The sequence below is a fragment of the Novosphingobium sp. SL115 genome, from assembly GCF_026672515.1.
Classification (GTDB): domain Bacteria; phylum Pseudomonadota; class Alphaproteobacteria; order Sphingomonadales; family Sphingomonadaceae; genus Novosphingobium.
Map to the genome: position 1 here is coordinate 1,034,037 of NZ_JAPPRG010000002.1, position 13,928 is coordinate 1,047,964.

A 13,928-nucleotide genomic window follows, 5' to 3' on the forward strand; every position below is an offset into this window, starting at 1 on the left:
GATCCAGGTTTATCCCGATTTAACATTGGTATCGCATTGTGATTCCGGGGGAAAGCGACTTGTAAAACGCTCTGGCGCGCAGAACGTGCAGGCTGGCGAAAGGGCAGGAACCGAATCACCCTGTCTGATTCGTACCCGCTTCGGTTGTGATTCGCACCCCTTCCAATTCCCGCTGGACTTTAATTGATCGGTTAAGGATAGTCTCCGCAAAGCCCGGACAGGTGCCGGGCGCGGAGAGGCAATGGAAGCGCAACTTGAAAGCGTGATGGTGCGGGCAGGTGTGCCCGGACCGGTCGGTGCCCTGCAAAGGCTGTCGGGCGGGGCCAATATGGAATCGTGGCTGTTTGCCTGCGGTCCCGATTCGCCTGCTGCGCCGCGCTTCGTCTTGCGCCGTGCGCCTTCGGCCGAATGGATCGCCGCGCGCCCGCTGAATATGGCGGGTGAAGCCGCCTTGATTCGCCACGCTTTTGCAGGCGGCGTCACATCGCCCGAAGTGGTGGCCGAACTTGCATCCGAAGACGGCCTGGGCATCGGCTTTGTCATGCGTTGTCTGCCTGGCACCGCCGATCCCGAAATCGCGCTGGCTTCGGGTCAGGATCTTGCCATCGATCTGGCGCAGGCCATGGCGCGGATTCACGCGCTGGATGCCGCCGCCGTCCCGTTCCTGCCGCGGCTGGAACCGGCAGAAGGCGTGGAAGGCCTTGCCCGCCAATTTGCCGAGGCAGGTGGGGATCGCCCTATCATCGCACTCGGCCTCGCCTGGCTGCGCGCCCACCTTCCGCCCGCTGCCTCGCCTGTCGTCGTCCATGGCGATTTCCGCATCGGCAACCTGATGGTCGATCAGGGGCGGCTGTCAGGCGTGCTCGATTGGGAACTGGCCCATCTGGGCGACGGACACGAAGACCTTGCCTATGGCTGCATGGCCGTGTGGCGCTTCGGGCGGCTGGACCGGCGCGGTTTTGGCCTGACTGACATCGAAACCATGGCCAATGCCTATCAGGCGGCAGGCGGCGAACCGTTTGATCCCGCGCGCTTTCGCTTCTGGCTGGTCTATCGCACGGTATGGTGGGCGCTGGGCTGCCTGTCGATGGGCCAGTCATGGCGCGCAGGCACCGACCGTTCGCTGGAACGGGTGGTGGTGGCGCGGCGCTGCGCCGAACAGGAACTCGATCTGCTGCTCCTGCTGGAAGGCGACGCGCCGCGGGCTGAACAGGACCGTGCCCTGCCGCCCGCCCCCGTGCCGCCTGTGACGGGACAGGGCGAGCCATCTGCCGCCGAAATCCTGACCGCCGTGTCCGAATGGCTGGCCGCCACGGTGAAGGACCGTCTGACCGGGCGCGAACGCTGGGAACTGGCCGTTGCGCGCAATGCGCTGGGCATCGTCCAGCGCGAAATGGCCGGGCGTCCGCCCGTGGCCGATCGCGCGCTGGCCGATGATCTGCTGTCAGCCCGCGCCACGCTGTCCACCCCCGGACTGCTGGCCGATCTGCGCCGCCGCGCTTTGTCCACGCTTGCCGCGGACATGCCTAAATATCCCGCGCTATCCTCCGCGCGCACGCTCTGGGAGCATCTGTGATGAACTTCGATCTGCCCGCAGACCTTACCGCCTATCTTGCCGAACTCGACGCTTTCATCGCGGCGGAAATTACCCCACTGGAACAGGCGGATGACAACATCCGCTTCTTCGATCATCGCCGTGAATGGGCGCGCACGGATTTCGACAACGGCGGCCTGCCCCGTCACGAATGGGAAGCCTTGCTGGTAGAGGCCACCGCCCGTGCCGATGCCGCCGGGCACTGGCGCTTTTCCGCGCCCAAGAAATACGGCGGCAAGGATGGCCAGAACCTGTGGATGGCGGTGATCCGCGATCACTTCGCCGCCAAGGGCCTTGGTCTGCACAACGATTTGCAGAACGAACATTCCATCGTCGGCAACTTTCCCTTCGTGAACATGTTCGAACATTTCGGCACGGTGGAACAACAGGCCGAATTCATCAGTGGCGGCTTTGCCCGCACCCGCCGCGTCGCCTTCGGCCTGACCGAACCCGATCACGGATCGGACGCCACCCATATGGAAACCCGCGCCGTGCCCGAAGTGCGTGATGGCGTGCCCGGCTGGCGCATCGATGGCGAAAAGATGTGGACCACCGGCATGCACGTCGCCACCCACTGCGCCACCTTTGCGCGCACCAGCGGCAAGGACGGGGAGGCGCGTGGTATCACCTGCCTGCTCGTGCCCAACCCCTGCGAAGGGCTGGTGATCGAGGAATATCTGTGGACTTTCAACATGCCCACCGATCACCCCCGCGTATCGTTCACCAATGTCTGGGTGCCCGAAAGCGCGGTGCTGGGGCCGGTCGGCGGGGGCCTCGCCATTGCGCAAAGCTTCGTCCACCAGAACCGTATCCGGCAGGCCGCGTCGTCCTTGGGCGCGGCGACGTTCTGCATCGAAGAATCGGTGCGCTATGCGCGCACGCGCAAACCCTTTGGCGAAGAACTGGCGCGCAATCAGGCCATCCAGTTCCCTTTGGTGGAACTTGCCACCCAATGCGAAATGCTCCGCCTGCTGATCCGCAAGACCGCGTGGGACATGGACCAGCTTGAAGCGCAGGAAGGTGGCCACCAGCGGATCGAGCGCGAACTGTCGGACAAGGTTTCAATGTGCAATTACTGGGCAAACCGGTTGGTCTGCGAAGCGGCAGACCGGGCCATGCAGGTCCACGGTGGCATCGGCTATTCCCGCCACAAACCCTTCGAACACATCTACCGCCACCACCGCCGCTACCGCATCACCGAAGGGGCAGAGGAAATCCAGATGCGCAAAGTGGGCGCCTTCCTGTTCGGCTATCTGGGGCCAAGGAAGGGCAGCTTCGGCTAAGCCGCCCCTTCCTCGCCACCCCAGCCCTCTTTCGTCACCCCCGCGAAGGCGGGGGACCAGTCATCAAAAATGTCGTCGCCGCGCGACGGCCTTGCTGCTGATGGATTCCCTCCGTCGCGGGAATGACGAATAGTGAGTCATCTAAACAGTCTATCAAACCACGTTTTCCGGGCAGGTTCACCCGCAAACAACCCCTCCACCAGCGCCCGCACCGGCACTCGCTTGCCGCCCTTGGGCCGGTAGGATGGCTTGGCCACATCATAAACCAGCGCGGTGCCGTCCTCGCTCCACTTGCCATCAAAGAACAGTGCCTGTTCCTTGCGTCGGCGGCCCAGCAGCGATGCGGGCCGCGCCCAGTCCAGCATGGCCTTGCGCGCACCGGCCACATCGCCACCCGCAAACTTCCTGATCCAGCTAGCCCGCCCGATCGCGCCGGTGTTCCAGTGGAATGACAGCGCGGCAGCCAGCTCCGCCTCGCTCGGATCATGCCCGCCGAATGCGGCCAGCACCGGCGGCAGATACTTTTCGCGCAGCAGCCACAGATAGACGCCGATGCAATGTTCCAGCGGCTGGGGCTGGTCTTTGTAGCGCGGAAAGACGCGGTGCCCCGAAGCGTCGGTAATCCCCACGCTCCACGTCCACACTCCCACGCTGTCCCGATAGGCTTCGGTCACGATCCCTTCGTGGGCCATCAGTTCAAGAGCGATGCGGGGGGTCAATTCACGCATGGGCATCTCCGCCAAAAATCAGGGTGATGGCGGGGGGCTGCGATGTAGGAAACGCGAATTGAAACCCAACAAGCGTTACGGCCCGCTTCGGGTATCGAAACGGGCCGTTCAGGTAACGTCAGGTGTGTTCAGGTGCTTTTAGGTGCCGTTCAGGTCACCGCGCAAAAGCAGCCTTCAAATCGTCCACCAGATCCAGCCGTTCCCATGGGAAAAGGTCGCCTTCAGCCTTGCGGCCAAAGTGGCCATAGGCGGCGGTGGGCTGATAGATCGGCTTGTTCAGGCCCAGATGGGTGCGGATGGCGCGCGGCGTCAGCCCGCCCAACTTCGCAATGCCCTGAATCGCAGCCTCGATCTTGTCGTCGCCCACGCTGCCGGTTTCGTGGGTGTCGACATAGAGCGACAGCGGCTGCGACACGCCAATGGCATAGGCGATCTGGATGGTGCAGCGCGTGGCAAGGCCCGCGGCCACCACGTTCTTGGCCAGATAGCGCGTGATATAAGCCGCTGATCTGTCGACCTTTGTCGGGTCCTTGCCCGAAAACGCACCGCCGCCATGCGGGGCCGCGCCGCCGTATGTGTCGACAATGATCTTGCGCCCGGTCAGGCCCGCGTCGCCATCCGGTCCGCCGATTTCGAATGCCCCGGTCGGGTTGATGTAATACTGCGTTTCGCGCAGCAGGACGGGCGGAATGACCTCAGCCACCACCCGCTTCACATAAGCTTCCAGCTCGGCATACTTGGCCGGATCGGCGTGTTCACCGGTCAGGCAGTATCCCTGCTTGTGCTGAGTGGAAACGACTACCGCGGTTGCCGCCACCGGCAGCGAACCTTCATAGCGCAGCGTCACCTGGCTCTTGGCATCAGGTTCAAGGAACGGGGCCGCGCCCGAATGGCGGTCGGCCGCCATGCGTTCCAGAATCTTGTGGCTGTAATAGAGCGTGGCGGGCATCAGGTCGGGGGTTTCGTCGGTGGCGTAACCGAACATGATACCCTGATCGCCCGCGCCTTCGTCCTTGTTGTCGCCAGCGTCCACGCCCTGCGCAATTTCGGCGGACTGGCCGTGCAGGTTGTTTTCAAAGCGGAAGCTTTCCCAGTGGAAACCGGTCTGGGCATAGCCGATGCGCTTTACCGTGGCGCGGACCGTCGCTTCGATTTCTTCGCGCGCGCCGGGTGCCCATGCGCCGTTTTCATAAACGCCCTTGCAGCGAATTTCGCCTGCCAGAACAACAAGCTGCGTCGTGGTAAGGGTTTCGCAGGCGATGCGCGCTTCGGCGTCTTTCGACAGGAAAAGATCGACGATGGCGTCGCTGATCTGGTCGGCAACCTTGTCCGGGTGACCTTCGGAAACGCTTTCGGACGTGAAGAGATAATCGGTGCGCATTACCGGCCCTATATAAAGAAATCTTTATGTCTGATTTGCGGTCTAGCGCTTCCGCGTGGCGCTGGCAACCAGCGCGATCCCAAGAAGAACTACGGCCCAGACAAGCACCAGCGCATTGCCGGTGCGGGCGAACAGCGTTGGGGCATGGGCAGGCGGCACTTTGCCATCCAGCCGCCCGGCGCGGTGAGGGGGCACGAACTGGCGCACCACGCCATCGGCATCAATCACCGCGCTGATTCCGGTGGTGGTGGACCGCAGCACGGGCAGGCCTTCCTCGATGGCACGCATCCGCGCCTGCGCCAGATGCTGCGGCGGTCCCCATGCGCCGAACCAGCCATCGTTCGACGGGTTGAAGATATAGTCCGGGCGGTGCGCACGGTCGGCCACCTGGCCTGAAAAGATGATTTCATAGCAGATTTGGAACCCGGCCTTACCCCAGCCACCCTTGTCATAAGTGCCGAAATCCACCGTGCGCGGTCCCGGTCCTGCAAAGAAATCAAGGCTGCCCGCCACCAGCCGCGACAGGCCAAGGGGTTCCAGCAGCCAGCGTGCGGGCAGATATTCGCCATAGGGCACCAGATGCGCCTTGGCATAGCTGCCCCGGATTGCGCCGCTGCCGTCAATCGCGGTGACCACGTTCCACGCGCCAACTACGGTGCGGCCCCGCATTTCAAGGTCGGTGGTGCCGGTCAGCAGCAGGCTGCCGGGGCCGACCACCCGCCCGATCCGTGTCCGTGCCTGAACAGGATCGGCGGCAAAGGTCAGCTCTTCATACCAGAACGCCGGATACCCTTCGCGCAGCAGATCGGGCACGCCGCTTTCGGGCCACAGCACGATGCGGCGGGTGCCCGGCTGGCGGGCCAGCGAGAGCGCAGCGGTCTGGCGGAACTGGTTTTCGTAATTGGCCGGATCGTTCAGCAATTCCTGCCGTATGTCCGGCTGAACCAGCGTGAAGGGCAGGGTGCCTTCGCGCAGGTCGCCATGCAGTGGCAGGACCATCAACAGGGCCGGGCCAAGCGCATAGGAGGCGGCGCTTTTGCGGCGACCATTCTTCCACGCCCGCAGCGCAAACAGCCACCACCCGCCCAGCAGAACGACAAAGCCTGAAAGCGCATAGGTGCCGGTCCATTGCGACAGCAGGGCAAGGCCGGGGCGGTGAAATTCGCCCAGCGTGACCATGGCCAGCGGGTTCCACGCAAAACCGCTGAACAGCCATGACCGCAGCCATTCGGCCACGATCCACGATGCGGCAAAGGCGGGCAGCAAAATGGCGCGGCGGGTATTGGCCAGCCACCATCCGCCCAGCGTGGCAAGCGCGGGGAACACCGCAAGATACAGCGCCAGCGCGACCACCGCGATCCAGCCCAGCCATGCGGGCATTTCGGCCTGATAGGTAAAGGCCGTGGCGATCCAGCTGTTGCCCACGGTGAAATGGCCCAGTCCGAACAGCCAGCCTGTCAGCAGGGCCTGCCGCCAGGTTTTGACCACATATAGTCGGTGAATCAGCCATGCCAGTGCGGCCAGCGTCAGCGGCCACAGCCCCAGCGGCTGAAACCCGCAGGCAGCAAGGCTACCGGCGGCAATGGTCAGAACGTGCGGGCGCGGGATGCGACGAAGAGCGATCATGCCCGCCTGCTATGGGGTGCGACGGGGCCGACCGCAAGCGGCCAGCCCATGCGTCACGTTTCAGCCTTCGACCGGCGCTCCGGCCACCGGGGTCTTGCGCGGTCGGCCACGCTTTTTGGGCGCGGGCGCTTCTTCCGCTACCGCTGCCGGGGCAGGAGCGGCGGCAATGGCAGGTGCCGGTTCAGCCGGAGCCGCTTCGACGTCGGGTTCGGCACGAATGCTGATCGACGGTGGCAGGCTGGAAGGATCGAAAGCGGCAGGCGCTTCTTCTTCGCCCCGTTCGCGGCGCGGACGGCGTTCGGTGCGGGGGCGTAGGCCACCGCGCGGGGCGCGGTTGTCGCGCACGAACGGGTTGTCGCTGGCATCGGCGATGGGTTCACCCTCGATTGCCGGGACGCCTTCGCCGGGCAGCACTTCTGCGGCCACCACTTCGCCTTCGCTATCGCGTTCGCGCTTGCGGTCGAACCGGCGGTTGTCACGACGACCTTCGCTGCGGTCATCGCGCGGACGGTCATCACGGTGACGATCTTCGCGGGGCCGATCTTCACGGTCACGGCGGCCTTCGTTACGATCTTCACGCGGGCGATCGTCGCGCGGACGGTCATCCCGCTGGCGACCTTCGTTGCGATCATCACGCTGTCTATCTTCGCGGGGTCGATCATCGCGCTGCCGGTCCTCGCGGGGGCGATCTTCACGATCCCTGCGGCCTTCATTGCGATCTTCGCGTTCCTGACGGCTGGGTGCGCGGTCGAATGCCGGGAAATCGCCCTCGACGCTGAAATCACCGCCGTCGTCTTCGCTTTCCTGATCTTGCCAGCGTTCACCGCCGCCGCCGTTCTGGCGGGCGCGCTGTTCTTCCTGGCGGGTCCGGGTATCGGCGATCACGCGGAAGTAGTGGTCGGCAAATTGCAGGTAGTATTCCGCCTGCACGCGATCACCGTTCAGGTGCGCGTCCTGTGCAAGCTTGCGATACTTTTCGAGCAACTGGGGGGCATTGCCCCGCGCACGGCTGTCGATCCGGTTAAGCTGCTGACCACCATTCTGCGGGCGATTGTTGCTACGCCCGCGACGGCGGTTGTTACCACGATTGTTATTCAACTCAGGCACTTCCTTAATTGAGGCAGCCTCTCGAAAACTTGGTGCAAGGGTATTGCAGCGAAACCCTCCGCCACCGGCCCACCCCACGTTTGACGATGGGCGAATCGGGGTTTCCAGCATCTGCGCTCTTCCCGACCGATTGGTCGTTCATCCCTGCAAATGGTGGAGCTGGCCGGGACGGGAAGCCTCATCCGTCCCCTGCCTGAAAACACAATTAGTCGTCGCTCCCGGCCTTGCCAAGAGGAATATTGCGCCTTTTCGCCATTTCCACGGCTCTTTGTCGATTCCCAAGGTCAAGATGCACGCGCGAGGTGAGGTTGGCGTCATGGGCAATGGCGCAAACTGCGGCTGCTTGGGTCCAGCCGATCTCGACCATGGCCACGCCATTTTCCGCCAACAAATCGGGTAGTTGCGGAACCAGCACCCGGTAATCATCCAGCCCGTCCGCGCCTGAAAACAGCGCGGTAGCCGGTTCATGCGCGCGGACCGAAGGGGCAAGATCAGCGGCATCTTCGACATAGGGCGGGTTGGACAGGATCAGGTCGAACTGGCCCAGTCCTTTGGACCAGTCCGGCTTCGTCCAGTCGCCTTCGATGAACCTCGCGGCGGGCGCATGGCGCGCGCCATTGGCCCGTGCCACGGCCAGCGCCGGTGCCGACCGTTCGATGGCGATCCCTTCGGCCTTGGGCCAAAGCGACAGCGCCGCCAGCAGCAGCGCGCCCGATCCCGTGCCCAGATCAAGGATGCGCGCCGGGGCAGGGCGACCGGCAAAGGCTTCGCGCGCGGCTTCGACCAGTGTTTCGGTATCGCCACGCGGAATCAGCACGGCAGGGTTGACGATCAGGTCGAGGCCGTAAAACTCTTGTGATCCGGTGATATAGGCAACCGGTTCGTGGGCCATGCGCCGGTCGACCAGCGGGGCAAAACCATCGGGCACCGCGTCGCGCATGTGGCGCAGCAGAACATCGGTGCGCGTTACACCCAGCGCATGCGCCATCAGAACTTCGGCATCCAGCCGGGCGGTATCGCTGGTGGGGGCAAGGCGGGCGGCAGCCTCGCGCAGGGCGTTGGCTATGGTCATTCAGCCGCTGCCTTCGTGGGCGCGCGGTAGATTATGCTTACCCATCCAGCATTGCCAGCCGTTTGGCCTGATCTTCGGCAATCAGCGCATCCACCAGTTCGCCAAGGCCTGTGCCTTCGAGCACTTCGGTCAGCCGGTGCAGCGTCAGATTGATGCGGTGGTCGGTCACGCGGCCTTGGGGGAAGTTGTAGGTGCGAATGCGTTCCGAACGGTCGCCCGATCCGACCATCGCCTTGCGCGCCTCAGCCTCTTCGCCCTGCGCGGCATCGCGCTGCGCCTCGAACAGGCGGGCGCGCAGAACCTGCATCGCCTTGTCCTTGTTCTTGTGCTGGCTGCGCCCGTCCTGGCAGGTGACGACCGTGCCGGTGGGCAAGTGGGTGATGCGCACCGCCGAATCGGTGGTGTTCACATGCTGCCCGCCTGCGCCGCTGGCGCGATAGACGTCGATCTTCAGATCCTTGTCCTCGATCCGCACGTCCACCTCATCGGGTTCCGGCAGGACGGCGACGGTGGCGGCAGAGGTGTGGATGCGCCCACCGGATTCGGTCACGGGCACGCGCTGCACGCGATGGACGCCGCTTTCGAACTTCAGCTTGGCGAAGACGCCGCTTCCGGTGACATTGGCGACGACTTCCTTGTAGCCGCCAAGATCGTTGGCGTTGACCGAGACGACTTCCACCCGCCAGCCCTGTTCGGCGGCATAGCGTTCGTACATGCGGAACAGATCGGCGGCGAACAGTGCGGCTTCATCGCCCCCGGTCCCTGCGCGGATTTCGAGCATGGCGGGGCGGCTGTCCGCCGAATCGCGCGGCAGCATGGCAATGGCGAGGCGGTGTTCAGCTTCCGGCAGTTCGGCGTTGATGCGGCGCAGTTCCTCGTCCGCCAACTCGCGCATGTCGGGATCGTCGAGCGCGGCAAGGCTGACCAGTTCCTCGCGCATCGCGGCAATTTCCTGTGCGATGCGGGCGACGGGTTCCAGTTCGGCATAGTCGCGGCTGGCAGCAATGAAATCGGCGCCTTCCAGCGTGCCCGACGCAAGCCGTGCTTCGAGTTCGGCAAAGCGGTGGGTGAGGTGGCCCAGGCGGGCGTCGGATACGCTCATCGTTTTAGGTTTGCGAAAATATCATCGACCTTCAATCGTTCTTCAGCATTTGACGTCGAGCGAATATTCAAATGCGTTTGTCCGTCGCGTATCGATATACCGACCAGCACTTTCGCTCCAATTTTGCTCGCTTTATCAAAGCGTTTGCGTGGAGATCCGGTGGAAATCATCTCACTAGACAAGCCTGCCGCACGGATAGCCGTGTTGGCTTGAATACCGAAGTTCAACGCGGCATCATCTTCCAGAGCGACTACGACATCCAATGTATCTGGCAGGGCGTTTCCAGCTTCTTGAACCAACATCGCCAGCCGCTCAATCCCCGCAGCCCAGCCGACCGCAGGCGTAGGCGAACCGCCTAGCGCTTCCATCAGCCCGTCATAGCGACCGCCGCCCAGCACGGTGCCTTGTGCGCCCAGACGGTCTGTCACGAACTCGAACGCGGTGTGGCGGTAGTAGTCCAGCCCGCGCACAAGTGCCGGGGCGCGGGTCCATGCAACGCCTGCGGCATCAAGGCCACCGGTGACTTTGGCGAAGAAGTCTTTCGCCTCGTCGCTCAGGTAATCGTCGATCTTGGGGGCATTTGCCGTGAACGGCTTGTCGCGCGGGTCTTTGCTGTCGAGGATGCGCAGCGGGTTGCGCTCCAGCCGGTCCTGCGAATCTTCCGACAGATCGCCCTTCACCGCGCGGAAGTATTCGATCAGCGCGGCCCGCCATGCGTCGCGGCTGGCGCCATCGCCCAGCGTATTGAGTTGCAGCGTCACGCCATCGGCAATGCCCAATTCCTTCAGCAACTGATCGGCCATGACCAGCAGTTCCACATCGGCCTGCGGTTCGGCCGCGCCGATCACCTCGGCGTCGATCTGGTGGAACTGGCGATAGCGGCCCTTTTGCGGGCGTTCATAGCGGAACAGCGGGCCGTGGGTGGCAACCTTCAGCGGCGCATATTGCTGCCAGCCATCGGTGATGAAGGCGCGCGCGATGCCAGCGGTAAATTCAGGGCGCAGGGTCAGCGATTCGCCGCCGCGATCCTCGAACGAATACATTTCCTTGGAAACAACGTCGGTCGTTTCGCCCAAGGACCGGCTGAACACGGCGGTCTTTTCAAACACCGGCATTTCCACGCGACGGAACCGGTAAAGCTTGCGCACACGTTCAAAGGTTTCCACGACGAAGGCGAAAGCTTCGGCATCGGGGCCGAAAATGTCCTGCGTGCCGCGAATGGCCTGCGGGGTCTGGATGCTGGTTTTCTCGGTGCTCATGGTGCGCGCGATTAGCCCGAAAGCAGCCAAACGAAAAGCGCTGACAAAAAGGTGTGGCCAAATGGTTGCGATTGCGACCGCTTCGGGCCATGAATTGCGCCATGATCAAGACACTTGCGGCTGCCCCGCTCTTTCTCGCCCTTTCCGTTTCAACGCAGGCTCTGGCAGCGAACTCCGCGCCGATGGCGGTGCCGATCACCCAGACCGTGCCCGATGCGCGCGACGTGGCCTATCCCGGCACGATGGCGCTGGATATCGATGCATCCGATGTGCAGCGCGGCGCCTATCGCGTGACGCAGACCATTCCGGTGGCCGCAGACGCAAAGGAGCTGATCCTGCTGTTCCCGCAATGGCTGCCCGGCAACCACGGTCCGCGCGGCCCACTGGCCGAACTGGTGGGCGTGCAGTTCTTTGTTGATGGCAAGCCGGTGGAATGGAAGCGTGACCGGGTTGAAGTCTTTGCCTTCCACGTCATGCTGCCCGCAGGGGCAAAGGAAGTTGTGGCAAAATTCGTCCACACATCGCCTCTCGCCTCGAACGAAGGGCGCATCACCATGACGCCCGAAATGCTGAACCTGCAGTGGGAGAAGATGAGCCTCTATCCCGCCGGGCATTATGTGCGCCGGATCAAGGTGAAGCCCGCCGTCACCCTGCCGCAGGGCTGGACGCCTGCCACTGCGCTGGATGGCATGAGCATGGCCGGCAACCGCGTGACCTGGGCGGAAACCGATTACGAAACACTGGTCGATTCCCCGATCTTTGCGGGCAAGAACTTCCGCAAGTGGGACTTGGGACAGAACGTCACGCTGAACGTGGTGTCGGACAAGCCCGAACAGCTTGAAGCCAAGCCCGAACACATCGCCGCGCACAAGGCGCTGGTCGAAGAAGCGCGGCTGGCGTTTGGCGCCAACCATTTCGACCACTACGAATTCCTGCTGGCGCTGTCCGACAAGATCGGCGGCATCGGCCTTGAACATCACCGGTCCAGCGAAAACCAGCTTGAACCCGAAGCCTTTACCGAATGGGCCAAGCAGGAATGGGACCGCAACCTGCTGCCGCATGAATATGCCCATTCGTGGTCGGGCAAGTTCCGCCGCCCGTCGCGCCTGTGGACGCCGGATTATCGCCAGCCCATGCAGGGTGACCTGCTGTGGACCTATGAAGGACAGGACCAGTTCTGGGGTCTGGTGCTGGCAGGCCGTTCGGGCATGCAGGGTAAGGACATTGTGCTGGGCATGCTGGCCGCTTGGGCTGGCGGTTATACCCAGCAGCCGGGTCGCGAATGGCGCTCGGTCGAAGATACCGGCTTCGATCCGGTCTTCGCCTCGCGCAAGGCCAAGCCCTATTCCTCGCTCGCCCGCAACGAGGATTATTACACCGAAGGCGCGCTGGTCTGGCTGGAGATTGACCAGATCCTGCGTGAAGGCACCGGTGGCAAGAAATCCATCGACGATTTCGCGCAATCGTTCTTTGGCATGAACCCCGGCGATTGGGGGCAGATTCCGTTCGAGGTGGACGAAATCGTCACCAAGCTGAACGCGCTCTATCCCTATGACTGGGCCAAGCTGATCGACACCCGCATCAACCAGCCGGGCCAGCCCGCACCGCTGAACGGCATTGAAAAGGGTGGCTACAAGCTGGTGTGGAAGGAAGAACCCAACCCCTTCACCAAGGCCGCGATGGACTTTGGCAAGGGGCTGGCACTTGGCAATTCCATCGGCATTTCGCTCGACAAGGACGGCAAGGTCACTGGCAGCCGCTGGGACAGCCCGGCCTTCAATGCAGGCATCGTCACCGGGGCGCAGGTCACCGCAGTCAATGGCGTGGCATACAGCGCGGATGAACTGAAGAAGGCCATTACCGCTGCCAAGAGTGGCGCTGACGGTTCTGCGGGAACGCCGCTGGACCTGCTGGTCAAGCGCGGCAGCCGGTTCGACACCATCCGCATCGATTACAAGGATGGCCTGCGCTATCCTTGGCTTGAACGTGTGGCCCCCGGCAAGGCGCCCACTGGCCTTGACCTGCTGCTGACGCCCAAGCGGCCCGGCGGGGCAGCGGCTGCAGCTGCTGCGGCAAAGAAGAAGTAAGGGTGGCAGCGCGCGGCGGGAAGGGGCTGGGCAACCGGCTGGCCCCGCCGCGCTACGTCGTGTTTCTGGCCGTGTTCGTGGCCGGGCTTGGTGGATACCTGCTGATGCCCGGCGGTGAAAGTCTGGCCGACGGTGTGGCCATGGCGTTCGATGTGGCGGCCGCGATTTTTCTTCTGTCGCTGATCCCGTTGCTGCGTGATTCCAATACGGGGCGGATGCGGCTGCATTCGGCGGAAAACGACGCCAATCGCGTGCTGGTGCTGGGCATCACCACGCTGGCCACCATTGTCATCCTCGCTGCCATTTCGGGAGAACTGCCGCGCGCGCAGACGGGCGATCATGTGGCGATGGCCAAGCTGGTGGGCACACTGTTGCTGACATGGCTTTTCGCCAACAGTGTTTACGCGCTGCACTATGCCCACTTGTTCTATTCCGCTCAGGCCGGCGGGGGCGATAGTGGCGGCATTGATTTTCCCGATACCAGAACGCCCGATTATCTCGACTTTGCCTATTTCAGCTTCACGCTGGGCATGACCTTCCAGACATCGGACTGTGCCATCACCAGCCGCACGATCCGCCGCATCGTGACGCTGCATTCCTTCGCGGCGTTCGTCTTCAACATCGGTATTATCGCGTTTACCATCAATGCGCTGGGCTAACGGTATTTCCGCCATAAGTCTTGTTGCGGC

General features: G+C 63.3%; 11 protein-coding genes. 4 read left to right on the forward strand and 7 right to left on the reverse strand.

Annotation, left to right across the window (positions count from 1 at the left end):
* Positions 1-241: 241 nt before the first annotated feature.
* A complete protein-coding gene (locus tag OVA07_RS06555) occupies positions 242-1,576 on the forward strand; it encodes a phosphotransferase (protein ID WP_268170661.1) in 1,335 nt (444 codons plus the stop codon).
* Positions 1,576-2,877: an acyl-CoA dehydrogenase family protein gene (locus OVA07_RS06560; protein WP_268170662.1), complete on the forward strand. Its 1,302-nt coding sequence runs from the start codon at positions 1,576-1,578 to the stop codon at positions 2,875-2,877. The genes OVA07_RS06555 and OVA07_RS06560 overlap by 1 nt, the downstream gene beginning before the upstream one ends.
* A 137-nt stretch (positions 2,878-3,014) precedes the next feature.
* Here the strand turns inward: OVA07_RS06560 and OVA07_RS06565 are convergent, their stop codons facing one another.
* From OVA07_RS06565 to hisS, 7 genes are all read right to left on the reverse strand, one after another.
* On the reverse strand, positions 3,015-3,605 hold the full coding sequence (locus tag OVA07_RS06565) for a lysozyme (protein WP_268170663.1): 591 nt from the start codon (positions 3,603-3,605) through the stop codon (positions 3,015-3,017).
* A 154-nt stretch (positions 3,606-3,759) separates the two neighbouring features.
* Positions 3,760-4,986 carry a methionine adenosyltransferase gene (metK, locus tag OVA07_RS06570; protein ID WP_268170664.1) on the reverse strand — a complete coding sequence of 409 codons (1,227 nt, stop codon included), beginning with the start codon at positions 4,984-4,986 and terminating at the stop codon, positions 3,760-3,762.
* A gap of 42 nt (positions 4,987-5,028) precedes the next feature.
* A complete protein-coding gene (gene lnt, locus OVA07_RS06575) occupies positions 5,029-6,612 on the reverse strand; it encodes an apolipoprotein N-acyltransferase (RefSeq protein ID WP_268170665.1) in 1,584 nt (527 codons plus the stop codon).
* A 60-nt stretch (positions 6,613-6,672) separates the two neighbouring features.
* On the reverse strand, positions 6,673-7,710 hold the full coding sequence (locus OVA07_RS06580; RefSeq protein ID WP_442789625.1) for a DUF4167 domain-containing protein: 1,038 nt from the start codon (positions 7,708-7,710) through the stop codon (positions 6,673-6,675).
* A gap of 214 nt (positions 7,711-7,924) precedes the next feature.
* Positions 7,925-8,791, reverse strand: coding sequence for a peptide chain release factor N(5)-glutamine methyltransferase (prmC, locus tag OVA07_RS06585; RefSeq protein WP_268170668.1), 867 nt, complete (start codon positions 8,789-8,791; stop codon positions 7,925-7,927).
* A 37-nt stretch (positions 8,792-8,828) separates the two neighbouring features.
* Complete coding sequence (gene prfA / locus OVA07_RS06590; RefSeq protein ID WP_268170669.1) at positions 8,829-9,893, reverse strand: peptide chain release factor 1; 1,065 nt, start codon at positions 9,891-9,893, stop codon at positions 8,829-8,831.
* A complete protein-coding gene (gene hisS, locus OVA07_RS06595) occupies positions 9,890-11,152 on the reverse strand; it encodes a histidine--tRNA ligase (RefSeq protein ID WP_268170670.1) in 1,263 nt (420 codons plus the stop codon). Before hisS ends, prfA begins: the two co-directional genes overlap by 4 nt.
* A gap of 101 nt (positions 11,153-11,253) precedes the next feature.
* Here hisS and OVA07_RS06600 point away from each other — a divergent pair, with 101 nt between their 5' ends.
* Both OVA07_RS06600 and OVA07_RS06605 read left to right on the forward strand, forming a co-directional pair.
* Positions 11,254-13,239: a M61 family metallopeptidase gene (locus OVA07_RS06600; protein WP_268170671.1), complete on the forward strand. Its 1,986-nt coding sequence runs from the start codon at positions 11,254-11,256 to the stop codon at positions 13,237-13,239.
* A gap of 2 nt (positions 13,240-13,241) precedes the next feature.
* Positions 13,242-13,898, forward strand: coding sequence for a DUF1345 domain-containing protein (locus tag OVA07_RS06605; protein ID WP_268170672.1), 657 nt, complete (start codon positions 13,242-13,244; stop codon positions 13,896-13,898).
* Positions 13,899-13,928: the final 30 nt, after the last annotated feature.